The organism is Criblamydia sequanensis CRIB-18, from assembly GCF_000750955.1.
Lineage (GTDB): Bacteria > Chlamydiota > Chlamydiia > Chlamydiales > Criblamydiaceae > Criblamydia > Criblamydia sequanensis.
This window is the reverse complement of record NZ_CCEJ010000003.1, coordinates 340,067-366,506: the sequence shown is the minus strand read 5'-3', so window position 1 is coordinate 366,506 and position 26,440 is coordinate 340,067. Positions and strand designations below refer to the sequence as shown.

The window sequence follows — 26,440 nt, the reverse complement described above, 5'->3', positions numbered from 1 at the left end:
TGTATGCCAGTTGAGTCCATGATAGCTTCTTATCCGGCAAATGAGAAAGTGATGAAGTCTGAAAAAGAACTCTCTTTTGCAAAATATTCCGGTGCCGGAAACGATTTCATTTTGATCGACAATAGAAGCCCCCATGAACTTAACTGGCCTCTGATAGCCAAGCAGTTATGCCATAGAAAAGAAGGCATAGGCGCCGATGGTTTAATTCTTTTAGAGCTTTCTGACCGCGCCTCTTTTAGACTTAGATTTTTTAATAGTGATGGTTCGGAAGCTGAAATGTGTGGAAATGGAGCAAGAACCGCCGTTCATTTTGCAGCATCCCTTGGCATCCAGACAAAAAACTTTTACACCCTTCAAACTAAAGAGAGAATTTTAGAAGCGAGGCTTAAAGATCAAGGCATCGAAATCTCTTTAGGAGAAGTTTTAGACATTCAATGGCACGAGGAAATTGAATTAAATGGCCAGCCCTGGCGCTTTGCATACCTTAATACGGGCGTGCCTCATGTCGTCCATTTTGCCTCGGATATTGAAAGCTTTCCCCTTCTTGCTATAGGATCAATGATTCGCCATCACGAAGCTTTTAAACCAAATGGCACAAACTTTAATGTCGTCAAGTTGCATCATACCCATATCGAGGTAAGGACGTTTGAGCGAGGTGTTGAAGATGAAACTTTAGCTTGTGGAACCGGCGTTGCAGCTTCTGCCTTAGCGGCAAGCGTCCTTCATGGCCTCAAATCGCCTATTCAAGTGCATGTCAAGTCAGGAGATATTCTCGAAGTTAATTTTACTCTCCATCATAAAAAACCTCAAAAGCTCACCCTTTTAGGGCCTGTAAAAAGGCTTTTTGACGGTGTTTTTACTTTAAGCGTGTAGGCTTAATTCACACTCAATAAAATTTTAAAAACTGTTTGCATAAATCGAAAAGATCTAATAATTTTTTGCCTTTGTTCATCCGTAAAATTTTAAAAAGGCTTAAATTATTATGAATACATCCCGCGTTGACTATAGAGAAGAGGCCCTTCAAATAGCCATTAATTTAGCAAGCCATGCGATTCCAAAAGAAGAACTTAAAGAAAGCTTAGGGAGATTTATAGCCATTGTTTCAAAAGAAGAACGATCTTCTTCCAAAACATTAAAAAATTCCGAAAAAGTGTCATCTATGATTGAGGATTTTGCAAGTGTTTATTTTGAGACTGAATCAACAGACCTTTTTTCACATAAACTTATGAGAAAAGTTTCAAAACACCCCGAAGTATCTGAGAGTACCTTTAAAGAAACAACAAACGTAGCCCACGCCTTATTTAAATGCAGAGAAGATGGCGATAAGCTTATTTCAAAAGAGCCTGCTTTAAACTGGACAAGCCATTTTCTTTTGACCCTTTTTGATCCGAAAAATATTGATATTCATAAAGAATTCCTAAAAGGCATGTCCGAGGAGGAAAGGCACGAATCCTTTAAAAAAAGAGGGATCATTGGAAGAGATCTAGGAGACGGGAGAAAACAGGGGTTTATCACCAAAGAATTAATTTCAAGCCTGATTGAGTCTATCAAAGGGTGGGATATGGAAGCTGTCTCTTTTAACGAGGCTCCCCTTTTTGAAAAAGAATCTGCGCTTGATTATTTTACAAACTGCTACCAGTCTCTTATTTTAAGTTTTCCCGAAAACAAAGACGGAATGAAAAAAAGCATTGTTTGGGGCTTAGAGCAATATTTAAGCAAGCTTTAGAATTTATTTTGCAACTGAACTGACAAAAGCCTTTCAGTTGCCTTTTATCTTTCGTTGAATCTCTTGTCAAAAGTTGATAAGATCTCGTGCTTTCAAAATTTTTTCGAAAGAGCTTTTTATATGTATGGCCTGCCTTCCTCACCTTTTTACAATGAATTTTTAGTTTTTCAGACGGTCCTTGATTTAGCCGATCGATCTCTTGATAGCGGGGGCTTTGAAGAGCATATTAGCGAGTTTATTAAAGTTGTTTCTTTTAATGGAGGCTGCTTCAGCGAAGGTCTAAAAGATCTAGAGAAAGTCAACTTTTGGATCGAAGATTTTAAGAAGCATTATCTTAATAAAGAGAAAGACCCTTTATCGCATAAGCTTATGAGAAGCCTCATTCAGCATCCTCCTGTCAGTGAACAAACATTTAAAAAAATAGAAAACTTATCTCATGAAATTTTTTCACAGTTCCCGGGCGGCCATAACTTTTTAAAAAGATCGGATAGCTTTGCCGCGCATCTTTTTTTGACTCTATTTAACTCTTCAATAAATGGGGAAGTTTAAATCAGCTTAAGATCCCGATTGCAGGACATAAAACAATTTGTTAACGTCAGTTAAGTCCAAAACATTAGACTTTTTTCGAAACTCGCTTTGATGGCAAGAATGGGTTGGTTTTGTGCAAATTTTTTGATAAATTTTGAAAGCATAGGATAACCTATGTGTGAAAAATTTAGAAAAAAAGAGGCCATAAAAAGCTATTTTAACAATTGAGTGAAAGTTTCGAAAGAAGTCTATTATAAACAAAGTTTTTTTCGCATGAATGGGTTTTCGCATATTCTAGATAAACAATCGGCTCTAAGAATAGCATTTGAGTTGGAAGACCGATCTATTAAAGAAAAGAATTTTAACAGCAATGTCAAACACCTTGTTAAGGCAGTTGCAAAAAGTAACTATTCTTCGTGCAAAAGCTTAAAGGAAAAAGAAAAAGTCAACGCTTTGGTAAAGGATTTCAAGGCCTATTACTTTAGCTCCGAAAGACCCGATATCTTTTCCCATAAGCTTATGAAAAAAGTGATAAAGCACGGCCCTGTAGATGAGTTAAATATAAGCGACACCACAATTATCGCCGAAAGTATCGCTAATCGATTTGAATGTGCTGCTCTAATTAATAGGTCTGATAAGTGGTTGACTCATTTTTTTATCGCCTTAATTGGACCGGCTCAGTTCGATGAACAAAGAGAATTCGGCAAAGAGTTGCCTAAAGAAAAAATGGAAGCTTTATTAATTCAGCAGCAGGCTTTATTCGATGACCTTATAAAAACAGATGCAGCAGACTTTCACGACAAAACGTTAGTATTGCAGCTAATAAGAGCTATCGAAGATTTAAATCTAAATGCCCCTTCATTTTTAGAAGCTCCAAAAGAAAAAACCTTTAACTGTCTTTTGTACCGATTTGAGTGTTTTATTCTCCAATTTATAGAATTTAAGGAAGAGGCAAGAAAAGTCCTTATTTCCACTCTAAACATTTTTTATGAAACTGCAGACCTATACCACTCGGAAGAAGTCTAATAAATGACTCCTGATATTGTGTGAGTGGCTAAAATCTCTTGCATACCTTAAAGCAACTTGCTAAAGTCATTTCTCTTTGTAAACTTTACCGGTGAGCTTTTAAATGAATGAATTGCGTTCTTCAATTTTTGATACCCATTTTTTCCTTTTACAAACCGTGGTAGACCTAGCCAATCGATCTATTGATGAAAAGTGCTTCAGCTCAACTCTTAAGAGATTTATCACGCTTGTTTCCACAAGTAATTTTTCAAGCTCAAAAAGTTTAAAAGATTCAGAAAAAGTGAATCAACTGATAGAAGAATTTAAGAGCACTTACTTTAACCTTGAAAAACCGGATATTTTTTCGCATAAATTGATGCAGAAAATCATCAAGCACCCGAAGATTGACGAAGACTTACTGGATTGCATGAAAATTATGACCTCAGGGATTTTTCGCACTTTCGAGGATTGCAACGCTTTAACCCTTCAAAGACCCGATAATTGGCTAACTCATTTTACTTCAACCTTCTTCGGTGTCCATCAGACTGACAAGGAAAGAAAGCTCCTTAAAAATATGCCAAAAGAAATGTTATTTTATTTTTTTGAAAAAAAATGTGAGTTAATTAAAGAACTGGCAGGCGTAAGTGCAGGAGATTTATATAGCTCAAAATTTATAGCGAACTTAAATGATACCTTAAAAAGCTTAGACCTTCAAAGCAGTTGCAGCTCTTTTAAAGAACCTCCTCATTATACAAACCACTTCCTCTATTTCGTTTATAAATGTGAAAGATTTATTTCAGAATTTACGGACCATGAAGAAAATGTAAGGGAAGCCTTAATGGCCGCGCTGGATGACTTAGCAGGCCAATAAGATAAAATTTTACCTTAAAAGAGTTTGCCATGTTTTCTTCAACCGATCCTTTTTACTATGAAAAACAAGCGATACAGACTGCTATCGATTTAGAAAGTCGTTCCATCAAGGGAAATGATTTTCAATCAAGACTTAAAGGTTTTATCGTCACTGTTTTAAGCCGAAGCCGCTCTCTATCTAAGAGTTTAAAGGATTTAAATAAGCTTAAAGCCTTAATTGCCGACTTCCAAATTCATTACTTTAGCGAAGAAAAGCCCGATGTTTTCTCGCATAAACTCATGAGAAAAGTCACAAGACACGAAACTGTTGAAGATTGTTTTTTCACTTATGCAAAAATTGTAACTTTGCAAATGATAAAACCTCATGGCAGCGAAACTAAACTCTTTGAAAGAGAAGATGACTGGGCGACTCACTTTGTTTTGGCTCTTTTAGACTCTACTAAATTGAGACATCAAATGGATTTTTGTGCGGATCTACCTAAAGAAGAGAGGTTTCTATTTCTACTTAAAAAGTGCGATCTTGCAAAGGAACTTGCAGAACTAAATCGAAGGAAGGTGTTTACAAAAACCGTAGCTAAAGAGTTAAGTGATTTATTAAACAGTTTAAGTTTAGACTCCCCTTACTTTTCGGAAAAGCCTCCTTTGAATGAGGACAGTCCCCTAAACTATCTGCTTTATAGGTATGAAACCTTCATCTTTGACTTTCCGGAACATAAAGAAAAAATTAGAGAAGCTCTAATTTGGAACTTACAATCTCTTCTAAAGTTAGAGCGTTTCTAAGAAGTCAGCCGTTTTTGCATTAATTAAAAAAAATTTTATTGATCACAAGTTAAAATTCTTTTCCATTTCGCTCACTTCTCTAGATTCTTGCTTGAAATCATGGATCAAAGGCTCTAAAATAGGTATAATTTTCTACATAACCGGTGCAAGACATGTCTAAAAAACAATCCTTTCCTAATGCCGAAAACCCCCTTATCTTAAGAGCGAATCGCTTGATGGAAGCTTTTGCCAAATCCGACGATGAAAGAGACTTTTACTTGGATAGAGTAGAAGGATTCATTATCTACGTTGATTTGGACAAGCCGAAAGATGCTCTTGAATCTTTAGAAGAAGAGATAAAAATTAATGCAGAAAGGTATTGTCTCATACCAAAACTTAGCTTCTATGAAAGTAAAAAAATCATGGAAAGTTTTGTTAACGAAAAAGTTTATGATATCGACACTAAAGAAAAGCTTCTTGATATTATTCAATCTAAGGAAGCAAGGGAAAACTTTTTAGATTTTATTTATGATCAGCACACCGAACTTGAAAAGTGGCAGCAATTCTATCAGGAGCGCTCTCGCATACGCATTATTGAATGGCTTAGAAATAATCACTTCCACTTTGTATTTGAAGAAGACCTAGATATCGGCAGCAAAATTGTTGAAAAGGTTAAAGAATCTCTTTTTGAATCCAAAGTCGGAAAAGACATTTTACAAGCAAGGAAAACACTTTTCAGTAAGGCTAAAACCTATTACTCGAATGAAGCTTTAAATCCAAGACCCAAACGTGGACGGCCGCCAAAACAAATCGTTAAGCAAGAATTCGAACCGCAAATTTCACCAGATATTTATACAACCGTCCCCTCTTCTGTTAGGCAATTCCTCTTTACGCCGGATTTAAGCGGCCTATCGGCAGCTTCCTTCTCCTCAAAATACAAGTCCGAGGAAGAGCTTCTAGCTCATCGAGGGATCGCCCATATTGATGAATCAAGCGACATCAATAAAAAATTGGCTTCTCTAAGAGACCTCTCAAAACGCTGGGTGGAAAAGAGCGAAAAAGGAAATGCTTTGGATGCAGCGCATGAAACCCCTCAGACTCAAAAACCGCTGCCTGCCCCCATAAAAAAACCTCTTTCTTCCAAACCTCTTAATGGCGAATCCTCCTCAAAACAACCGGAGAAAAAGCCCATCCTTGTTAAGAAAAGCGACGAGAAGGAAAAAGCCAAAGAAGAGAAAAAGCCTCTTCGATCCATTATGAAATCGCCTGAGGCTTCCCAAAAACCTCAGAAGCCAGCTAAACCCGCCATTAAAGAAAAACCAAAAGACAATGGCAAAAAAAGAATTATCCAAAAAGATGCGGGAAATAATAAAAAGCCTGTAAGAAAAATCATCCCCAATAATCCAAAGAAACTTTCTAAAAAAAAGAATAGCTGATCTATTTAAAATTTTTAAACCACTCACGCACCGGTTTTTCCTTGTGAACCGGTGCGTAAAGCTTTTCACTTATGCCTGAGCTGCCAGAAGTTGAAACCATTGTCGGAGAACTCATTGAAAATCAATTAGTTGGAGACACTATCTCCAAAATGAGTTTTTCTTTTTCTAAAGTTTTGCAAAATATCTCCGAACAGGACCTTCATAAAAAACTAACTCATGCCAAAATTTTAAATATATATAGACGGGGGAAATGGATTGTTTTTGTTTTTAAGGGGTTTATATTAGGCTTTCATTTGCGAATGACCGGAAAATTATGGATTCAAAATCAGATAAAAGACTTCCATAAGCATGAAAGAGCTAAGTTTTTTCTAGGTTCTAAGCGAGTGCTTGTTTTTGAAGATCAAAGAAAATTCGGCCGCATCCATTATTCAGAAGAAAAGGACCCGTTTCCAAAACTTGGGATGGAACCTTTTAGCATGACCTTTAACGCTAAGACACTTAAAGCCTTATTTAGTAAAAGCAAAAGAACTCTAAAGGCTTTTCTCCTGGATCAAACTAAAATTGCGGGTCTTGGAAATATTTATGTTGATGAGGCTCTATTTGCTTCAAAATTACACCCCCAAGAAATCGTAAACCGTCTTACTTTAAAAGAGACGGAAAGACTTGTTTTAGCTATTCAAGAGGTGCTTAAAACAGGAATAGAGAATAACGGCACAACCCTTGGAAATCATAGAAGCAACTACGCTTCAGCAAAGGGAAAAGGTGGCAGCAATCAAAATAGATTGAAAGTATTTCGAAAAGATGGTAAGCCTTGTTTGGTTTGCGGCTCTCTTATTGTTAAAATTAGAGTTGCAACGCGAGGGACACACTTTTGTCCCAATTGCCAAAAGATAAAATAGACTTCATCGAAATTCTTTTTTAATTTAAAACTGAGCTGCCTTTGTACAAATTTTTAGTTTAATTTTGAAAACAAAGAGCTAAGCCATGGATGACCCTGTCATTCTTATTTTTCAGCAAGACTTAAGGATTCGAGATAACCCGGCTCTTATTGAAGCAATAAAAAGAAATAAACCTATTATTCCAATTTATGTTTTAGATGATGCTTCACAAAAAAATTGGAAAATGGGGAGCGCTTCAAGAGTTTGGCTCGAATTTAGCCTAAAATCCCTTCAAGAATCCTTAAAAGAAATCGGTTTAAAACTGATTCTAAGAAAAGGCAAGCTTGATGAAGAATTAAAACAAATTATTAAAGAGACAAGCGCACGCGAAATTTTTTTTAATCGCCATTATGAACCCGACTCATTGTTAAGCGATGATCGGTTAGAAGAAATTTTCAAACGTAGCTCTTTAGATTTTCACTCCTACAAAGCCAACCTCCTTGTCGAACCTTGGGAGGCTAAAACCTCCCAAGGAAGTTTTTTTAAAGTTTTTACAAGGTTTTTGAATTATTGCTTAAAAGATTTTGACTTTAGACTCCCTCTCCCTGCTCCGAAAAAAGCCATAGGATTTGCAAAACCCCTTAAAACAGAAAGCCTTCAAAGCTTCGATCTTCTTCCCGAAAAACCTAACTGGGCCAAAGAAATTATTAACTTTTGGGAACCCGGAGAAAGCGGCGCTCATAAAAGGCTAACTCATTTTATAAAAAGGAACCTCACTGAATATTCGGAAGGAAGAGATTTTCCATCATTGGGGACTACCTCCTATCTTTCCCCTCATTTACATTTTGGAGAAATATCCCCCTATACTATCTTAGAAGCCCTAAAGCAAGAGTTGGAAAAAGAAAGCGACACCTCTCATGACATTGACAAATTCAAAAGCGAACTATTTTGGAGAGAATTTTCCTATCATTTACTTTACCATTTTAAAGAGTTGCCTGAGGAGCCCTTTGTTTCAAGATTCAAGAACTTTCCCTGGGATATCAATGAAAAGCATCTTAAGGATTGGCAAAGAGGTCAAACCGGTTATCCTATCGTAGATGCCGGCATGAGAGAGCTTTGGCAGATAGGTTGGATGCATAATAGAGTAAGAATGATTGTCGCATCCTTTCTGACAAAAGATCTTTTGATCCCCTGGCAAAAGGGAGCTTCTTGGTTTTGGGATACGCTTGTCGATGCAGATCTTGCTAATAACTCAGCAAGTTGGCAGTGGGTGGCAGGCTCCGGAGCTGATGCGGCACCTTATTTTCGTATTTTCAACCCCACGCTGCAGGGACAAAAATTTGACCCTGAAGGTTCATACGTTAGGAAATGGGTGCCGGAATTAAAAAATCTTCCCAATAAATACATTCATGAGCCGTGGAATGCACCTCGAGAAATTTTGGTAAAATCGGGTGTCACTCTTGGAGAAAACTACCCTTACCCGATAGTTGATCATTCCCTTCAAAGAGAAAAGGCTTTAAGCGCTTTTAAGAAATTGCCTAAATAACTAAAAAAGAACGCAATAGCAAGGGTCCGGATGCCAATGGGTGTCGACTTTAGGTCTATTGCACTCTTTTTCTTCTTCTAAAATTTTTTTCATCTCCTGATAAGAATTAAAATAGCGAACTTTAAATATGCAATTGGTAGAAATTTTAAGTGTGGAAATCTTCTCGTTATTCATTGGAAAACGCTGCTTAAAAATTTTCGAAATCTCAGGGTTTTCTGTCGGTACATTAATACTATTTGGAATGCAATTATTTCTCCTGCCCTCGTCTAAAGAAATATGACTTCCTCTCTGAAAAATAACTTTTACGGAATGCCCGTCTAAAAAATACTCGACTTCTTTTTGTTCCGAGCTCTCTTTGGTCCACTTGTAATATTGGGTTTCCAATTGATTCAGAACGAGATCTTGAATTAGTACGCTCATACCTAATGTGTTCTTCTGCATTCAATTAATTTTAGCCATCTAACCTGGAGAGAGGGATGGAAAACAGGGGTTAATTTAGAAAAGTTCACCGGCCATTTTCCTAAATGCTCTGTGTCTATAATAGCTATTTTACCATCTTCGCAAAAAGGGATGTTATCAATGTAAACCGAGTCAAAAAGTCCAAGGTTGTCAATAATCCCAAAGACAGCTTCTAAACGAACTTGCCCAAAGTTTCTTCTCTTCCACTTTAGCTTATTTTTATTAGGAGAAAGGGGTTTAACATCTTTTGCAATCAAAAGATAAGCAACTTGTGTTTCTTCGTCAGCATCCTTGATTTTGTAAAGCCACTTTTCAGGTACTTTAAAAAAATTTCCTAAACCATTTTCTTCAATGTAGCAAGCAATTTCTCTTGCATTATGAACCCTTCTTGCAAAGTGTTCATAACCATTTCCGACATTTTGGGTGTCTACAAATAGTTTAACGACATACCCTCTTAAGGCGGGGTGTCTTGCCACAATCGGGTGTCTATCCCCTGCCCAATGAAGAACATAAAAGTCCGATTCATTTAATTCTTCCATTGAAGCGGTAGCTCTTCTTTTCTTAAAAATTTTATCCAATTTTTTCTTAATCGGATGCTTATCACTTAAAAAAAGATCATCAAGATTGCGAGCGCAATTAAAGGGAAGCTTATTGCAATTTAGGCCTACTTCCGTTCGATTAAACCCAATACCGCCGCAGCATCCCTTTTTATTTCCAATTCCGCAGCCATCATCAACGCGATCAAATCCAAGTGCGCCGCAAGCATTTTTATTTTTATCACTGCAGCAAAGTTTTTTATTTAGGTTACAGCATCCTTTGCCAAAATCGCCGTTGCAAGGGTCAAATCCGCAAGGATTATCCCAGCAAAAATCCTCTCCGCAACCCCATCCGAAATCGAGGCAAGACTCATTAAAACAACAAGGATCTTTAAAACAACAGTCGTTTGCTATATGACAAGAGTTAAAACAAGCTTCCTGACAACACCCATTATAGTTGTTTTTCCTGCAATTCGGTTTTATATCCCCGGAAATTAAGGAACTTTGAAAAATTAAAACACTAAAAAAAATGAGAAAATTTCTTAGCACAAGAGATCCTTTTTGTTTATTGGGAACGCCCTTTTTCATAAACTTGTATTCTAATTTGAGCCCTTAAAATGGCTTGCATAGTACGATGGATATCGATTGTTTCGCTATCAAATTCCAAACGGTGAAGCGCTTTTTTTAAAGCAGCTTCAGCTCTTTCGATATCAATTTCATCAGAACTTTCTAACGTATCGGCAAGAACAAGAGCGTTATTTTCATTAAATTCGAAAATACCTCCTGAAATAGCGTAGAGTACTTCTTCACCTTGCCCATTTCTAACTTGCATCTTGCCGGGTTTTAAAGAAGCGATGATCGGCGAGTGGTCTTTAAGAATCTGCATATACCCGATAGTGCCGGGAACTATTAAAGAACTCGCTTTGCCGTCAAAGTACGTTTTTTTCTTGGTAAGCACCATCAAATGATACATAACGTCACTTTTTTTCTTCTTTTTTCATTCTTTCGGCATTTTTAAAGACATCCTCAATGCCGCCCGCCATATAAAAGGCTTGTTCCGGAATATTATCCATTTCGCCTTTCATAATCATTTCAAAGCCTTTTATGGTATCGGCAAGCTTAACAAACTTACCCGGTTTTCCGGTAAATGTTTCAGCAACAAAGAAAGGTTGCGAGAGGAATTTTTGCGTTTTTCTAGCTCTTGCTACAATGAGTTTGTCTTCTTCTGAAAGCTCATCAATACCTAAGACTGCGATAATATCTTGCAGTTCTTTGTAGCGCTGGAGCACTTTTTGCACTTGTCTTGCCACCCGATAGTGATCTTCTCCAATAATCCAAGGATCCAATATTCTTGAAGTGGAAGCTAACGGATCGACTGCCGGGTAAATTCCAAGTTCTGCAATTTGCCTTGAAAGAGCAATAGCTGCATCCAAATGGCTGAATAAACTTGCAGGAGCCGGGTCTGTGTAGTCATCTGCCGGAACGTAAATGGCTTGAACTGAAGTAATAGAGCCTGAAGTTGTGGAGGCTATGCGCTCTTCTAGAGTGCCGATTTCAGTTGTTAGGGTGGGTTGGTAACCTACAGCTGAGGGCATTCTGCCAAGAAGCGCTGAGACTTCAGAACCTGCTTGAATAAATCTAAAAATATTATCAATAAATAAAAGAACGTCTTGCCTTTCCTTATCTCTAAAAAATTCAGCCATGGTAAGACCGCTTAGAGCCACTCTTAATCGTGCTCCCGGAGGTTCATTCATTTGCCCAAACACAAGACATGTTTTTTCAAGAACCCCTGATTCTTTCATCTCAAGCCATAAGTCATTTCCTTCCCTTGTCCTTTCCCCTACTCCGCAAAAAACAGAATGGCCTCCGTGCTCTGCGATGTTTCGGATAAGCTCCATTACAATAACGGATTTGCCGACGCCGGCTCCCCCGAATAAGCCTACCTTCCCTCCTTTAGGGAAAGGCGCTAAAAGGTCAATGACTTTAATACCTGTTTCAAAGATAGTGCTTTTGGTTTCCTGGCTTTCCAAGGAAGGAGGCTCTCTATGAATGGACATTCTTGGAGTGTTTTTAGGAAGAGGCTCTAAATGATCAATAGGCTCGCCGAGCAAATTAAAAATACGGCCAAGGGTAGCCGGGCCGACAGGAACTTCGATCGGGCTTCCTGTATCAATTGCTTTCATGCCTCTAACAAGGCCGTCTGTCGAAGATAGAGCAATGCAGCGAACCGTGTTATTTCCAAGCTGAATCGCAACTTCAGCCGTTAAATTTATCCCTTTTTGAGGATCTTTAACAACAATTGCGTTTAAAATGTTTGGAATGTGATCTTCCGGAAACTCCACATCAATTGTCGGACCTATTATCTGTTTAACAATTCCTTCAGCCATATATTCTTACCTTCCGCTCATTCCTTCGACACTTGCTGAAATTTCAAGCATTTCTTTTGTAATACTAGCTTGCCTTACTTTATTTCTAATAAGAGTTAATTTATGAATCATATCTTCAGCATTTTTAGTTGCAGAGCCCATGGATACCACCCTTGCAGCAAGCTCTGCGGCATACGATTCATCTAAAGCCGCTTGTATCTTAGCAAGATAAAAACGAGTTATAAGCTCTTGCAATAATTCTTCTACCCTAGGCTCAAAAACAAAATCGACACTTTGTTTATCTTTCTCCCGAGGCGATTTTTTTAAAGGTAAAAACTTTTCAATCACAACTTTCCTATTAAAAATCGAAATATAGCGAGTGGATGCCATCCAAAGTTCATTAAACTCATAAGATAAAAAGGAAGTAAAAAGCAGATCGGAAATTTTCTTTATATCTTTAAACGTGGTTTTTCCTCCCCAGTCAAGCTGAGTTAATGGGATATTCCACTTCCTTCTCTCGTAATGTTCCAGTGCTTTTTTACCAAAAATATAAAGTTTTACTTTTTCTTTATCATATTTCTCTAAGAAACGATCGATGGCTGCAAATAAATTGCTATTATAGGAACCGGATAACCCTCTATCTGCTCCTACAATTAACAAGCCAATGTTATCGTCTTTTCTTTTTTCAAAAAAAGGATGCGTCAATTGTTCGCTGGATTCTAACACATGGTTTAAAACCTCTTCCATTTTTCGTGAAAAAAGGCCTGTTTGTTCAGCTTTTAAAGCAGCTTTATGAAGGCGAGCTGCTGCAACCATTTCCATGGATTTTGTGATTTGCTTAATATTTTCAACAGATTTTATCCGTCTTCTAATTTCACGAAGCGTCGCCATGGAATTTTAAACCTTAGTCTTTTCTTCGTTTTTGTTTAAAATCATTTGTAAACTTTCTAACTGCCTCTTCTAGCAGTTTGGCATTTTCCTCGTTTAAATCTTTTGTTTCAAAAATGGCATCCGGGATAGACCTATAATTTTTTTCTACGAAAGGGTAAAGCTCTTCTTCATAGCTTCTAATATCTTCTATAGGGATATCATCTAAAAATCCTTTGACACCGGCAAAAATTATGATCACTTGTCTTGCCAGGGATAGCGGATCTAATTTTCCTTGCTTTAAGATTTCAACCATCCTCTCTCCCCTATCAAGCTGAGCTTTTGTAGCGTCATCAAGTTCTGAGCCGAATTGAGAAAAAGCGGCAAGCTCCCTAAATTGCGCAAGATCTAGCCTTAAGCTTTGAGCGACTCTTTTCATGGCTTTGCTTTGCGCTTTTCCACCGACCCTTGAAGCCGATAAGCTGACGTTGATGGCAGGCCTTACGCCTGCATAAAAAAGATCCGACTCCAAGAAAATTTGACCGTCTGTAATAGAAATCACATTGGTTGGGATATAAGTTGCGACATCTCCAGCTTGTGTTTCAATCACTGGAATTGCAGTTAAAGAGCCTCCCCCAAGCTCATTATTTAACTTGGCCGCTCTTTCAAGAAGCCTTGAGTGAAGATAGAATATATCTCCAGGGTAAGCTTCTCGGCCGGGTGGTCTTCTTAAAAGAAGAGCAAGCTGGCGATAGCTTTGGGCATGCTTTGACAAGTCATCATAAAAACAGATCGCGTTTTTACCATTGTAAAGATAATACTCCCCCATGGCTGCGCCGGCATAAGGGGCTAAATATTGCAAAGGGGCCGGATCCGCGCTTGTCGCAGCCACAACAGTTGTATATTCCATAGCGCCATGCTGCTCTAATAAAGAGACAATTTGGGAGATTTGAGAAGCTTTTTGTCCAATGGCCACATAGATGCAATGCATGTCCGTATCTTTTTGGTTCAAGATAGTATCAAGGATAATAGTCGTTTTACCCGTCTGTCTATCGCCAATAATAAGCTCTCGTTGACCTCTTCCGATTGGGATCATGGCATCAATTGATTTTACACCCGTCATTAAAGGCTCATTAACCGGGCTTCTTTCGACCACATTTGGCGCCGGGCTTTCAACGGGCCTTATGAATTCCGAATGGATAGGCCCTTTGCCATCAAGGGGTACACCTAAAGGATTCACAACTCTTCCAAGAAGCGCATCACCAACCGGTACCGAAACGACTTTTCCCGTTCTTTTAACGAGGTCATGCTCTTTAATTTCTTGATCACTGCCAAATAATACCACTCCAACGCTTTCAGCTTCCAAATTCAAAACCATTCCCTTAGTTCCATTTGGAAACTCAACAAGCTCGGACATCATAGCTTCATCTAAACCATAAACTTTGGCAATCCCATCACCCACTTGCAAAACATGTCCGACAGAATCTAATGAAATCTTGCCTTCAAATTTTTTTATCTCTTCTTCAATAACCCAAGATACTTCATTGGTATCTATACCCATTTTTTAACCCTTCTCTAAAAATGAAGTGACAAAAGCTTTTGATTTAACTCAACAAGTCTTCCCTTAATGCTGGCATCAATAAATTGGTCGCCGATTTTTAAAATAAACCCTCCTAGTAATTTAGGGTCTACTTTTTCGACGATATCCACTTTTTTGCCATAAGTGGATTCAAGTTTCTCAAGAAGAATTTTCTTTGACTTTTCGTCCATGGGCGAGCTTGAAACCATGTGGACTTCCAAGATATTAAAATGTTCTTTTACAAGTGTGGCATACGAAGAAGCAATACCTTCCAACTGAACTAAAAACTTTTTCTTAAGCAAAAATAAAAGGAATTGATACAGCTCATCATCCATTTTTCCCTTAAAAACTTTTTCTAAAAATTTTTCCTTTTCCTTCTCTTTTATAACCGCCAATGTAAAAAATGAGTTTAGCTTTGGAAATTTTTCGAAAATATGAAGAACCTCTTCTAATTCCTTTTTCCACCTTTTTAGCTTATCATCTTTAGAATCCGCTAAATGAAAGAGAGCTTTGGAATAAGCTTTCGAAATGACTGCGCTCATTTTATAAACTCGATTTTTTCAGCAATTTCCTTGGACAGCTCATCTTTTTTCTTAGCATCTAAGGTTTCAAAAATAATTTTTTCTGTAGATTGAGTGACAAGGTTTACGATATCATTTTTTAATTCTGTTTTACTTTTACTGATTTCTCTTTTGATATCGCTTTCAGCTTTAGCTAGGATCTCTTTAGCTTTAAACCTTGATTCTTCTTCAATCGCTTGAGCTTTTTCACGCCCTTTAGCAAGGGCTTCTTGAAACTTAGCTTTAGCCGTCCCGTCAATCTCATCCAGTTTATCCCGATATGAATTTTTAATTCTTTCGAGTTCTTTTTTTTGGGAATCGATAAATTCAAATTCAGATTGGATCCTTTTTTTCCGCTCCTCAAGCAAAGTAAGAAGAGGCTTCCATGCAAATTTTTTCAAGATGAAGAGCATGATTAAAAAAGCGACCATCTGCGTAAGTATTTGACCGATCTCAATGTCCATTTATATTAACCTGTTCTACCAAGGGTAATAAAGAAGACAATAAGTGCGTAAATGGTTAAGGCTTCAATTAAAGCTGCGCCAATAATCATCGTCGTCAAAATTTTTCCTGATGCTTCTGGTTGTCTTCCTATAGCTTCCATAGCTCCTTTCACGGCAAGACCAAGACCAATCCCTGAGCCAAAAGCGGCAATACCGATAGCTAAGGGGGCTGCCAATGCAAATGCGGTACCTGTGTCCATAAAAAATCCTTTGTTAAATTCTAAAAAAAATAGCTTCTCTAATGCCCATGTTTCTCATCCGGCTTTGAAAGCAAAATGTAAACTGTGCTGAGCAGTGTAAAAACAAGAGCCTGCATAAAACTTGTTAATAATCCCAATAGCATAAAAGGCAGCTGCAAGGGAAGGCCTAAAGGAAAATAGTCATGTATAAAATAAGAAATTCCAGCTAGCGCAAAATAGCCGATCAAAGCTTCCTCTCCCATAACATTGCCAAAAAGTCTTAAAGAGAGGGTGACCGGTCTTGAAATTTGAGAAAGAAGTTCTAAAGGAAATAAAATCGGAGCTAGAAGCCAACCTTGCAAATTTTTTGGAGAGCCTGCCATATGGTGCAAAAAACCAAAAAAACCAAAATTTTTAACATTTAGATACTGAACATAAAAAAACACACAGAGCGCTAACGCGATAGTGATATTTAAACTCGAGGAAGGCGCTTTCATAAGAGGCACAAGCCCCATCAAATTCATGACCAATATGTAAATAAAAAGAGTTCCAAGGAAAGGAATGTATTTTACCCCATCAGGTCCAAGAACTCCCGAAATAATTTTTAATATGCTTTCGACGAAAGTTTCTACGAAATTTTGGGCGCCTTCCGGAATTAACTCTCTTTTTCTTAGGCCAATTTGAAAAAATAATGCCACAAGAAGAGCTGCTATAATTGAAAAAAATATGTTTTCATAGGCGTGCATGAACTGTGCCCAAGGAGTATCTTGGAACAATTGATAAACAAGCGTTAAAATATTCGGCGGCTCTTCAATAACACTTGCAAAATAAGCAATTGAATTAAAGGATGATAAACACATTTAATCTTGTTGGTTTCACGATTTAATAAAAATATGCTTTTGCTTTTGTAATACTAAAAAGGCATTTCCTAACATAGAAATATTAAGGCCTACAATAAGCCCAATAGGTTGTACCACTTCTAACTTCAATAGTTCGTAGCCGATAAAGTAGAGAAAAGGAAACTTGAGCAGGATAAGAAGGGAAAAAGCCATGAGCTTTTGGTTTTTGGAAATCCAGGCTTCGCCAAGCTTCTTTATAAATACCATGTTTATGCTCATAAGAGCTGTGCCTGTTAGAACACTAAAAATGAACTCTTTAATTAAAAACTCATTCCCCATTTCCGAATCTCTTTACCATTTTATAAAATTCAAGAAAGCCGCTTGCAAACCCAAGCGCTATAAAAATGAACATAAAATAAGGATCGGTTCCCATTTTTCTATCAAGAAAGCTTCCAATAAGCCATCCGATCACAGGAGGAACCCCTAGAACAAAGGGAACAGTCATAAAGGTGAACACTTGCTTTAAGCTATTTTTGTCATCATCACTCATTTGTTATCTTTTCCCTTCAGCGTCAAGGTTGGTGTATATCTCCCGATATAAGTTCTTTCCCACCAAGCCTTTGTTTCTTTTTTTTTCTTTTTATCGCTAAAAACATAATCATAGACAACCGCCTTAATGTATTTTGGTGGTTTGTCTTCAAACGGGTTTTTTCGGATTAACTTTAGAACAGACTCCTCCCCCTCAAGAAGACGGGTTAGAAATCTTTGAAACCAATGCTCGCTATCAAAGGTAGAAAAAGGCAAAAACCAAATTTGCCAATCTAATCTTGGTTGATAAGGAGAGACTCTTGTGGGCCTTCTTGTAATTTCTGAAGCCTTATGAAAAAAAAGGTATTCTTTCCAAACGGTGCCATCCTCGCTTCCTTTGACCACAATTTCATAACGTTTCGTCGTCATAACGGCAAAAATGCCATACCGATTGCCAAAGAATAGGGTTCTTAAGGGGTTAAGAATTTTTTGAAAGGTTCTATTTGGAAAAAAGTGATTGGCAAAAGCGACCACCTGGACAAATAAAAGAAAGCTTCCCACAACATAGAGAAAAATACTAAGGTAGAAATTGGTTTCTGCATTGGGGGCCGGGCCAAATAACGGCTCTAAAAAACGATTACTGATTAATACAACTAGAACAGTCAATGTCAGATAGTTAAGATAAGAGAAATTACCCGTCAGCCAAATAAACCATTGAAGAGAGGCTAAAATAAAAAAAGTAATCAATCGTATGGGTTCATTAAAGAAAATCCCGAAGGGCACTATTAATTCTGCTGCAAACATAAAAAGACAGGAGAGTTTCTGAAAAAAAAGAGGCAGTTTATGGGCATACCAAGCTGTGGCATTGGCAATAGGTTGAGTCTGATAATGATAGCTTAGCGCGGTCAAATTTCTCCAGTTTGGATCGCGGCTCTCAAATTTTACAGTGCCTGCTTCAAAATGAAATCGAAAGATTAAAAAATTAAAGCTGATAAATACAAGAGGATTCGGAAGGGTGGTTAAACTTAGGAAGAAAGCATGAGTTGTAATTTCTATTAAAAATAACTCCCAGCCAAATCCTAGAAAATCCTGTCCTGCATAAATAATAGAAATATACACCCCATACAAAATGAGGATCATGAGAGGCTTGGCAAACCCTAAAAATAATAAGAGAGACGCTAAAAGGCCGACTCCGAAAACAGCGCCCATAAAAGCATCCCCCTTCCCAAACCAGAAAAGCATCGGTATTTTTCGATAAGCTTTTTTGCCAATACGGTTGAAAAGAAGTGTTTTAAATTCATCTAAAGGGAGTATTCCCTTTTGCCCGATTAGCCCTCGAAATTGAATGAAGAGCCCGCTAATGGCAATGAAATAAATCAAGCCAAGAAGATGCAAAAAAATTAAGGTTGATAAGGAGTACGATTCTGTTTGCCACATAAGTGGTATCTATAGCGATTTTTGCTATAAATCAAAAAGAAAATTCCAATCAGATCTTGTGAGTTCACCATTAAAATCCTCATCAAGAATAAAGTTAGAAATTTTAGTTTTTTTCTCTTTAAGGAGCATCATTTTTTCTTCGATCGTATTTTTATAGATATAGCGTTTAGCTAAAACCACATTTTTTCTTCCGATTCTATGAGCTCTATCGATGGCTTGACGCTCCTTAGCTTCGTTCCACCAAGGCTCATAGAGAATAACTGTGTCCGCTTCAGGAAGATTTAAACCTACCCCTCCCGCGCTTAAGCTAATTAAAAAGGGACTGATTTCAGGATTCTCTTTAAATTTCTTGATATTGGCCTCCCTTTCTCTAACGTTTTGAGAGCCATCCAATCGGCTGAATTCAATGTGTTCTTCTTTTAAGGCATTTGAAATTAAATCTAAAACTTTGGTGAATTGGGAAAATACAAGCGCTTTGCGGCCTTCGTTTCTAATTTCTTTTAATTCCTCTATCAAACGATTGAATTTGACAGATTCTTTGATTTGCTGCGTTTCATCTAAAAGAGAGCTTACAAGCATGGGGTGGCAAGCGTATTGCCTTAGCCTTAAAATAAGTTCGAAGATTTGCAGGGTCGGGACTTTTTCTTCGCCTTCAAGAAGCTCTCTTAAAAAGTCTTTTTCCTGTTTAAAGAGACGCTCATAACCAAGAGCTTCCTCTTTTTCCATTTCAAGAAAGACCGTCTGTTCTATTTTTTCAGGGAGCTCTTCTGCTACCTCATCTTTCGTTCTTCTTAAAATAAAAGGCTTAAACTTCTTTCTTGTAGAAGACCCCATGCCCTCAAAACTTTCTTCGATAAGATTGGATTTAATTTTTTCTGTCGTAAAAGAAGGCATTAGAAATTCAAAAATGGAAAATAACTCTTCTATTCTGTTTTCAACAGGGGTTCCTGTGATAGCGATTCGAAAGTTGGATCGTAAAGAAAAAATTGCCGAAGCCGTTTTTGTTTTTGCGTTTTTAATGTTTTGAGCTTCATCTAAAATAAGGGAAGAATAGCTGTAATTTTGAAAAAATTCCAAATCCTCTCTTAAAAGGGCGTAGCTTGTTAAAATAATTTCATTTTTATCGGGATCAAGTTCTTCAAGACGATCTTTTCCATTGTGGCAATAAAAGCAAATGTCTCTTAAGAATTTTTCAAGCTCTCTTTGCCAATTAAATAAAAGAGAGGTCGGCACCACAATTAAGTGCTTTCCCTCTTCTTTGATTAGGGAAAGAAGAGCAATGACTTGAACTGTTTTTCCAAGCCCCATATCATCAGCTAGTAGTCCGCCAAGGCCATATTGCTTTAAAAAGAAAAGCCAATTCAAGCCTATTTGCTGATAATGACGCAGGGATCCTTTAAAGGAGGGGCCGGGCTTTGTTTCTGAAATGTTTCCAAAATTTGACAAATTGGCTTTAAGGGTTTTAATTTTGCTATCCATGCCGGTTTCATCAAATGCACTTAGAACCTTTTCATTCAGCATTTGCGTTTTTTCAAGGCGTATGCCTTTTGATCCTGCGTCTTGACCGATCCGGATGGCTTCTTTTAAAGGCTTGTAAGCCTCTTTTGGAAGCAAGCCCACTTTATCCTTAGATAAGGGGATAAAGTAATCATCTTTTTTTAAGGCATGATAGGCCTCTTTTAAATCGGTCTCTTGACCTTGAAAAGACAACGCTCCTTTCAAAAAAAGGCCTTCTTTTTCATAGTTGAGATGAAGATCATTTTTTGAAGACAATAAAACTTCGCGATCCAAATAATCAAAAACCTGCCAACCGCATTCAAGAAGAAAATAAAGAGCGTTTTTTGCTTTTTCTGTGCCGGCTGAAAAAATACCCTCTATGGCGCGATTTTTTTCATAACCCGCTTCCATAAGATCTTTTTCATAATAACTAAGAGTCCCCTTATCTTTCTTTGCCATCTCAGGATAGGATAAAATCTGATCTCCTGCTTTAAATGTTATCTCGACCTCTGTTCCAAAACGATCTTTGAGCTTTAGCCTTGGAAAAGCTTCCTCATCCCCTTCTTTCTCATTAAAATTCAAACGTACTTTTGGAGCAAATCCCTCATCTTCATTAACTTCATCGATAAGATTTTTGAGCTCCTCTTTATTTTCTAAATAAAGCTCCCCTTTTTTAACTTTCTTCACCCATTTTGATTCCAAATCCGTGTGGAATGTTTTTAAAAGCATGCCTTTAATAAACCAATTCGGGTTGCCGGGAAAAATAAAATCACATTCAAGAAGGGGTTGCAGCCCCTCTTCCTTTCCATAAAAAGGGATAATAAAGTATTTTCCTTCTTTTTCTTGTATTTGGAAAAATAAGTTTACCTCTGAGAAAAAGTCCGGCACTAATTTAATTTTGTTAAAGTAAAGACGGCCAAGGGCAGCTATGGTTTTAAGGCACGCAAAAGTTTTAGAAGCCGAAATAAGAATATAATCAGGCTTTTCCTTGCTATTTTGGGTAATAGAAGCTTTAGATAACTCTTGTATGGCTTGCTTTTCTTTGGATCCGGCTATTCTTAAAGCTTCAGCTTCAGTTAGCCTTTTTTGAAAAACTTCATTTTCAAAAAAAGCCAGGGCCAAAGCTCCTTTTTCTTCAGACTCTTTAGGAAGGATAGCGAAATGAATAGGCATAAACTTTAGTGAATTTAATTAATAATCACACTATTGTACTTTTTTTATCTTTTTTATTCTCCACCTATCCGTTTTCTTTTTAAAAAGGATTTTATGACAAAGAAGAGAGAAACTCCCTACATCATTTACGACGCCATCCATCAAGTCATGGAATTTCCAAGCCACTTTAAGGCACTCCTTGTAGATCTTGTAAATCTTCCCGCTATGCAGAGGCTAAGGCGAATTAAACAGCTTGCCTTATCCGATCTCATCTTTCCAACCGCCTCTCATACAAGATTTTGCCATGCGCTTGGAACGAGTTTTTTAGCCTTTAGAATTGTAAGGGAAATTAAAAGGCAAGGTTTCTTAGAAGAATTTGACGAACTCTCGGAGAAAATCCTTCTTTCGGCAGCTCTTCTGCATGATATAGGCCACGGTCCTTTTTCCCATACTTTTGAATCTTTTTTTAAAACGCTTGGAATCTCTGTCCATCATGAAGACTGGACTTCAAAAATTTTAAATTCCGAGGACTTTGTAGAAGTTTTTAGAAAACATGGTCTTGATAATCACATTTCTTTGATCACAGACCTCATCACTAAAAAAGGAAAAAAAAGACAAGATGCCTTAAAAGCATGGAAGCCCCATTGGCTTTTAACATCAGATATCATCGCCTCGCAACTCGATGCGGATCGTCTCGACTATCTACTAAGAGATAGCCACTTTGCCGGTGTCACCTATGGCACTTTTGATCTTAATTGGTTAATTTCTTGTTTTACAGCGGTTGAGACAAATAGTTCCCACAGGCTTGGCCTTACCTCTCAAGGCCTTGGCTCCATAGAACATTTTCTTATAGCAAGACGTCTTATGTATCAGAATATTTATTGTTATCCAAAAATAGTCGCTTTCGAAGCTATGCTCATAGAATTTTTAAAAGAACTCACAAGTTTAACTGTAAAATACGAGTCTTTATTCCTTCCATTAATCGGGCCTTCCCTTAACCGATTTTTAAAGGAAATCTCCCATCGAAAAGATAACGGCTCCATAATAGATGCAGCCTACTCTTCTTACATATTATTATCAGACGATGATATTTGGATCTCTCTTCGAAACCTCTCCTTGAATCTGCCAAAGGAGCCTCCTTTTGAAAAGCTCCTGCATCTCTCGGAAAAATTAAACCGCCACGAAACGCCTAAAATCTTTAAAGTTCAAGATAAGAATTTTACCCTGATCAAGTTGCCCGCCCTTAGAAAAAAGCTTGGTTTAATTAAGGAGGAGAACTTTTGGAAATGCAATTTAATGGAAGTTTCTTTTAATCTTTACTCTACTTTTGAAGATCCTATCTTGGTTTCAGATAAAGAAGGAAAAGCGACTTTGCTTAACTCATGCTCTAAGCTGATTGAAACCCTCGGCGATAAGATTGAACCCTCCTATTATTTAACATTAGACCCAAGTCTTTTTCATCAGTTCCCTAATGAAATTAATCAAATTATCTCTGAAATCACTAATTCGGATCAAAAATAGATGCGATTATTTCAAAAATTTGTTAAAATATTTAAAAAAATTTTTGAGTTATATTATTATGATTCTATCTTTAGCCTATTACGGTTCCAAATGGCTCCGAACAAGAGCCGACCCTGTCACAGTTTTTGATGATAAGCTTAAAGAGCTTATCGATGATATGATAGAAACGATGCATGTCCATAGAGGCATTGGTCTTGCGGCTACGCAAGTCAAGTTGAATAAAAGAATTTTTATAACTTTTGTTCCAAGAGAGACTGAAGAAGAAGATGAAGAATTAGTGCCGCAAGAGCCGAAAGTTTACATTAACCCTAAAATTCTATCTTTTAGTGATGAATTTATTGAGTGGGAAGAAGCTTGTCTGTCTCTTCCGGGTCTTTCCGCTTTCGTCCCAAGACCGCAAAGCATAGATATTGAAGCGTATGATCAAAATGGGGCGCTCTTCAAAGAAACCTTAACCGATTTTTACGCCTGTAACTTTCTTCATGAAAATGACCACTTAAACGGAGTTCTCTATATTGATAGATTGGCTAATAAAGATAAAGAGCGTCTAAAAAAGCCTCTTCACGATTTAAAAGAAAAGTACAAAAAAAGACACTAAAAGCCCCTACCCCCCAAGGGCTCTTATGAGCCTGACGGTGGCTATAAATCGATCACCTTGAGCTCTTTTAAGCTGTCTTGCGACATCTAAAAGAGTTCTCTCGGCATCGACCACTTCCAAATAATTGACAATCCCTTTCAAATACCTTTCTTGAGCTAGATTTCGACTTGTGGTGGCAGAAGCCACCGCTTTTTCAAGGTAAAATTGTCTTTCGCGTAAAAATTTAAGCGTGGCTAGTGCATCTTCCACTTCCTGAAAAGCTACTAAGACTTGATTCCTATAAGCTGAAAAGACAGCCCCATAGCGGGCTTTGGCAGCTTGAATGTTCGATTGTCTTCTTCCGGCATCAAAGACGCTTTGAAAGATAGCCGCGCCATAAGACCAAAGCCTCGACTCCCAATCAAATAAATTACCTCTATCCGCGCTTGCAAAACCTAGTTGTCCATTGACTGTAAGGGAAGGAAAAAGTTCTGCGTAAGCCACCCCGATTTCATCATGGAAAGCACGAATATTACGCTCCGCTTCTTGCAGATCCGGCCTTCTTAAAAGAACTTGGCATGGCAAAACAGTCGATGCAAGAGGAGGATGTCTCTCAAGCACTTCTCGATTAAAACAAAAAGTTGAAGGAAGCTCGCCGACTAAAACCGCTATGGCATTTTCTCTTGCGGCCTTATCTCTTTTTACCGTTTCAACATCAGCTTTAGCAATCATAAGCTCAGTTTCAGCCTTAGCTTGATCATCAAAACTTACGATGCCGGCTTTAAACCTTGCCGTTACAATATCTAATTGTTTTTGCCTGACTTCAATCGCCTCTAAAAGGACTTTCTCTTCGGCATCAAGGGTTAATAAATCAAAATAAGTTTCCGCAATTTCCTCAGTCAGCATCAAAATAGCCACTTTATAAGCCTCTGAAGCAGCTTGCAGCCTTGCGACAGCCGCAAAATATCCGGATCTATACTTACCCCAAAGGTCTATTTCATAAATAAGGTTAAAGGGAACCTGATACTGAGAAATAAGGAGACGCTCAGGAATATCTTGCGCTGCCGGCTGCTGGGGGTTTGGGATGTTTAAGTTAAAACCAAAATCGGTATTGGATCTAGAGCCTTGTCTAAAAAAATTAGGCTCAAAGGAAATTTGAGGGTAATAATTGGCGTATTGAATCCCCGCAAGAGCCCTTGCTTCTCCTATTCTAAATAACGCCTCGTCTAAAGTCGGATTTTGAATGAGGGCAAGGTCAATTAAATAGTTAAGGTCTTCATCATGAAAAATAAGCCACCAATTTTCGTCCGGAAGATCATTGTCTTGAGGCTCTTCCCATTTCCAATAATTGGGAACCTCAACTACCGGAGGATGGTAATGTTTATTAACACTGCATGAAAAAAGGAAAAGGAATAGAAGAAAAGTTATTTTGGAATTTTGAGAAGAAAGTTTACGCCTCATGATTTTTCTCCTCGCTCTCTTCTTGTATATTTAACCTATTAGCTTTGATAAAAACATCCACCTGCTGGCCCGGGTAGACTTGAAAGTCCTTCGGGATATCAAAGGAATAAATCACTTGAAGAACACGAGTGTCTACTCTTTCATCACTTCTCCCTGTCAAAGACCTCTTCGGGATGATGTAGGGTTCAACTCTTTCAAATGTAAGAGGTATTTTTAATTGGCTATTATTTTTTGGAAACGCGTAAGCCGGCTCATCGGGGCTAAAATATGACGCATTTTGCTCATCGATATCCGCTCTTACCTGAAGCCTTTCGACATCGCCAAGAAGGATGGGAGGGTCTCCTTCTGCAACCGAGACATATTCCCCTTCCCGGATATTGCTTTGCAAGATAACACCATCTTTTGGGGCTCGTATGTATTTTCGATCGATAAGCCGCTTTGTTTCTAAAAGAGAAGCTTGAGCTGCTTTTAGCTCAGCTTCAGCAACCATCACTTCACTTCTTTTGGTTTTAGTTTCCTCAACGCTAACAGCCCTTATATCTTCAACAGACTCAAGCCTTTCAAGCTGATCCTTTAATTTGGCTATGTTTGCTTTTGCAACTAATATGTTTGCTTTTTGAACACCTAATTTAGCGAGAAGGTCGCGATCATCTAACTTAAAAAGAAGATCTCCTTTTTTAACGACATCAGAAACCTTTACATAAAGGGCAATAACAAGGCCTGGGTCCGGGCTTCTTAATGAGATATTGCGATCGGTCGCCTCGATAATGCCGCTTGCCGCAATCGAATCGGGATAGGGGTTTGGAGCCGGTTTTTTGGTGAGAATTAAAGGATCTGGTGTAAATGAGGTGACGTAAATAAAGATAAACGAGATTAAAATGCCTATTGCGCTCAAATAAAATGAGGGTTTCTTTAAGATTGTCATGATTCTATTAAATCTTCGTGGTTAGTCACACAATTAATAATGCGTCCATCGTCCATTTGGTAAATACGATCGGCAAATTTAAATATACGGCTATCATGAGTGACAACAATCACCGTTCGCCCGGGCATCTTAGAAATTTTTTTTAAAATTTCTAAAACAGCGATTCCTGTGGCCGCATCAAGGGCTGAGGTTGGTTCATCGCATATGACAAGTTTTGGCTTATGAACGATCGCTCTTGCTATCGCAAGACGCTGCTGCTGACCGCCTGACAGCTGGCTTGGCAAACTCGATTCTCTACCGCCTAAGCCCACCTTTTCCAAGACATCTAATACATCAAATTCTCCATTACTCCAACTGATTTGATTCAAAAGTAAAGGAATTATTACATTTTCTAAAGCGGTCAGCGTTTTGATCAAATGGTATTGCTGAAAAATAAAGCCTATATTTTCACGGCGAAAACAAGTGAGTTCATCATCTGTTAACCCGTTAAGTGATTGATTAAGAACTACAACTTCACCCTCTTCAAATCGAAGCGTGCCGGCTATGACACTTAATAAGGTAGTTTTTCCACAGCCTGAAGGACCAACTATCATTAGAAGCTCATTTTCAAAGGCCGTCATATAAATATCTTTTAGAGCTTGAATTTGTGAAGCGCCAGCCCCATAAGTTTTGGAGACATGCCTTGCGATAATGGATGGTTTCATTT

Annotated in this window: 27 protein-coding genes and 1 pseudogene; 11 read left to right on the top strand and 17 right to left on the bottom strand. The window is 37.9% G+C overall.

The window, feature by feature from the left end; translation table 11 throughout:
- Positions 1–3 precede the first annotated feature (3 nt).
- The 9 genes and pseudogenes from dapF to CSEC_RS03315 all read left to right on the top strand — a co-directional run bounded on the left by dapF (position 4) and on the right by CSEC_RS03315 (position 8,748).
- Positions 4–873 carry a diaminopimelate epimerase gene (gene dapF / locus CSEC_RS03355; RefSeq protein ID WP_079977959.1) on the top strand — a complete coding sequence of 290 codons (870 nt, stop codon included), beginning with the start codon at positions 4–6 and terminating at the stop codon, positions 871–873.
- 109 nt (positions 874–982) lie between these two features.
- Positions 983–1,726, top strand: a complete 744-nt coding sequence (locus tag CSEC_RS03350) for a hypothetical protein (protein ID WP_041016981.1) — start codon at positions 983–985, stop codon at positions 1,724–1,726.
- Between the two features lie 120 nt (positions 1,727–1,846).
- Positions 1,847–2,275 carry a hypothetical protein gene (locus CSEC_RS03345; protein WP_041016980.1) on the top strand — a complete coding sequence of 143 codons (429 nt, stop codon included), beginning with the start codon at positions 1,847–1,849 and terminating at the stop codon, positions 2,273–2,275.
- Between the two features lie 252 nt (positions 2,276–2,527).
- Positions 2,528–3,280 (top strand): hypothetical protein, encoded by a 753-nt coding sequence (locus CSEC_RS03340; protein WP_154017611.1) that lies wholly within the window; start codon positions 2,528–2,530, stop codon positions 3,278–3,280.
- A 103-nt stretch (positions 3,281–3,383) separates the two neighbouring features.
- Complete coding sequence (locus CSEC_RS03335) at positions 3,384–4,130, top strand: hypothetical protein (protein WP_041016978.1); 747 nt, start codon at positions 3,384–3,386, stop codon at positions 4,128–4,130.
- A gap of 29 nt (positions 4,131–4,159) precedes the next feature.
- On the top strand, positions 4,160–4,909 hold the full coding sequence (locus CSEC_RS03330; protein WP_041016977.1) for a hypothetical protein: 750 nt from the start codon (positions 4,160–4,162) through the stop codon (positions 4,907–4,909).
- Positions 4,910–5,061: 152 nt separating this feature from the next.
- Positions 5,062–5,928 (top strand): annotated as a pseudogene (locus tag CSEC_RS03325) (UPF0158 family protein); the annotation flags it as partial.
- 467 nt (positions 5,929–6,395) lie between these two features.
- Complete coding sequence (mutM, locus tag CSEC_RS03320; RefSeq protein WP_041016975.1) at positions 6,396–7,223, top strand: DNA-formamidopyrimidine glycosylase; 828 nt, start codon at positions 6,396–6,398, stop codon at positions 7,221–7,223.
- Between the two features lie 85 nt (positions 7,224–7,308).
- Complete coding sequence (locus tag CSEC_RS03315) at positions 7,309–8,748, top strand: cryptochrome/photolyase family protein (protein ID WP_041016974.1); 1,440 nt, start codon at positions 7,309–7,311, stop codon at positions 8,746–8,748.
- Here CSEC_RS03315 and CSEC_RS03310 read toward each other — a convergent pair whose 3' ends face one another.
- From CSEC_RS03310 to CSEC_RS12565, 14 genes are read right to left on the bottom strand one after another with little or no spacing between them, the layout of a single operon-like run.
- Positions 8,749–9,168, bottom strand: coding sequence for a hypothetical protein (locus CSEC_RS03310; RefSeq protein WP_041016973.1), 420 nt, complete (start codon positions 9,166–9,168; stop codon positions 8,749–8,751).
- 2 nt (positions 9,169–9,170) lie between these two features.
- Positions 9,171–10,331, bottom strand: a complete 1,161-nt coding sequence (locus CSEC_RS03305) for a hypothetical protein (protein WP_041016972.1) — start codon at positions 10,329–10,331, stop codon at positions 9,171–9,173.
- Positions 10,309–10,716 carry an ATP synthase F1 subunit epsilon gene (atpC, locus tag CSEC_RS03300; RefSeq protein WP_041016971.1) on the bottom strand — a complete coding sequence of 136 codons (408 nt, stop codon included), beginning with the start codon at positions 10,714–10,716 and terminating at the stop codon, positions 10,309–10,311. The genes CSEC_RS03305 and atpC overlap by 23 nt, the downstream gene beginning before the upstream one ends.
- 4 nt (positions 10,717–10,720) lie before the next feature.
- A complete protein-coding gene (gene atpD, locus CSEC_RS03295; protein WP_041016970.1) occupies positions 10,721–12,130 on the bottom strand; it encodes a F0F1 ATP synthase subunit beta in 1,410 nt (469 codons plus the stop codon).
- Between the two features lie 6 nt (positions 12,131–12,136).
- Positions 12,137–13,000, bottom strand: a complete 864-nt coding sequence (atpG, locus tag CSEC_RS03290; protein WP_041016969.1) for an ATP synthase F1 subunit gamma — start codon at positions 12,998–13,000, stop codon at positions 12,137–12,139.
- 13 nt (positions 13,001–13,013) lie between these two features.
- Entirely contained in the window at positions 13,014–14,537 is a 1,524-nt protein-coding gene (gene atpA, locus CSEC_RS03285) for a F0F1 ATP synthase subunit alpha (protein ID WP_041016968.1), read from the bottom strand.
- Positions 14,538–14,551: 14 nt separating this feature from the next.
- A complete protein-coding gene (gene atpH / locus CSEC_RS03280; RefSeq protein WP_041016967.1) occupies positions 14,552–15,097 on the bottom strand; it encodes an ATP synthase F1 subunit delta in 546 nt (181 codons plus the stop codon).
- A complete protein-coding gene (atpF, locus tag CSEC_RS03275) occupies positions 15,094–15,579 on the bottom strand; it encodes a F0F1 ATP synthase subunit B (RefSeq protein WP_041016966.1) in 486 nt (161 codons plus the stop codon). The genes atpH and atpF overlap by 4 nt, the downstream gene beginning before the upstream one ends.
- Positions 15,580–15,584: 5 nt before the next feature.
- The gene (gene atpE, locus CSEC_RS03270) at positions 15,585–15,818 is read right to left on the bottom strand and encodes an ATP synthase F0 subunit C (RefSeq protein ID WP_041016965.1); all 234 of its coding nucleotides are present in this window, start codon (positions 15,816–15,818) and stop codon (positions 15,585–15,587) included.
- A 38-nt stretch (positions 15,819–15,856) separates the two neighbouring features.
- Entirely contained in the window at positions 15,857–16,657 is an 801-nt protein-coding gene (gene atpB / locus CSEC_RS03265) for a F0F1 ATP synthase subunit A (RefSeq protein WP_053331726.1), read from the bottom strand.
- A gap of 15 nt (positions 16,658–16,672) precedes the next feature.
- The gene (locus CSEC_RS03260) at positions 16,673–16,975 is read right to left on the bottom strand and encodes a hypothetical protein (RefSeq protein ID WP_041016964.1); all 303 of its coding nucleotides are present in this window, start codon (positions 16,973–16,975) and stop codon (positions 16,673–16,675) included.
- Entirely contained in the window at positions 16,965–17,186 is a 222-nt protein-coding gene (locus CSEC_RS03255; protein WP_041016963.1) for an AtpZ/AtpI family protein, read from the bottom strand. The genes CSEC_RS03260 and CSEC_RS03255 overlap by 11 nt, the downstream gene beginning before the upstream one ends.
- The gene (locus tag CSEC_RS03250; RefSeq protein ID WP_041016962.1) at positions 17,183–18,601 is read right to left on the bottom strand and encodes a lipase maturation factor family protein; all 1,419 of its coding nucleotides are present in this window, start codon (positions 18,599–18,601) and stop codon (positions 17,183–17,185) included. The genes CSEC_RS03255 and CSEC_RS03250 overlap by 4 nt, the downstream gene beginning before the upstream one ends.
- A gap of 24 nt (positions 18,602–18,625) precedes the next feature.
- Positions 18,626–21,271 carry a DEAD/DEAH box helicase gene (locus CSEC_RS12565; protein WP_053331725.1) on the bottom strand — a complete coding sequence of 882 codons (2,646 nt, stop codon included), beginning with the start codon at positions 21,269–21,271 and terminating at the stop codon, positions 18,626–18,628.
- A 93-nt stretch (positions 21,272–21,364) separates the two neighbouring features.
- On the opposite strand from CSEC_RS12565, the gene CSEC_RS03240 reads away from it, so the two are divergent.
- Positions 21,365–22,771 carry an HD domain-containing protein gene (locus tag CSEC_RS03240; RefSeq protein ID WP_154017610.1) on the top strand — a complete coding sequence of 469 codons (1,407 nt, stop codon included), beginning with the start codon at positions 21,365–21,367 and terminating at the stop codon, positions 22,769–22,771.
- 58 nt (positions 22,772–22,829) lie between these two features.
- Entirely contained in the window at positions 22,830–23,369 is a 540-nt protein-coding gene (gene def, locus CSEC_RS03235) for a peptide deformylase (protein WP_041017251.1), read from the top strand.
- 6 nt (positions 23,370–23,375) lie between these two features.
- On the opposite strand, the gene CSEC_RS03230 is transcribed toward def, so the two are convergent.
- Genes CSEC_RS03230 through CSEC_RS03220 form a run of 3 tightly spaced genes read right to left on the bottom strand, consistent with a single transcriptional unit; the run spans position 23,376 to position 26,438 of the window.
- Positions 23,376–24,809, bottom strand: a complete 1,434-nt coding sequence (locus tag CSEC_RS03230) for an efflux transporter outer membrane subunit (RefSeq protein WP_041016960.1) — start codon at positions 24,807–24,809, stop codon at positions 23,376–23,378.
- Complete coding sequence (locus tag CSEC_RS03225; protein ID WP_053331724.1) at positions 24,799–25,734, bottom strand: efflux RND transporter periplasmic adaptor subunit; 936 nt, start codon at positions 25,732–25,734, stop codon at positions 24,799–24,801. The genes CSEC_RS03230 and CSEC_RS03225 overlap by 11 nt, the downstream gene beginning before the upstream one ends.
- Positions 25,731–26,438: an ABC transporter ATP-binding protein gene (locus tag CSEC_RS03220; protein ID WP_041016959.1), complete on the bottom strand. Its 708-nt coding sequence runs from the start codon at positions 26,436–26,438 to the stop codon at positions 25,731–25,733. Before CSEC_RS03220 ends, CSEC_RS03225 begins: the two co-directional genes overlap by 4 nt.
- Positions 26,439–26,440 lie beyond the last annotated feature (2 nt).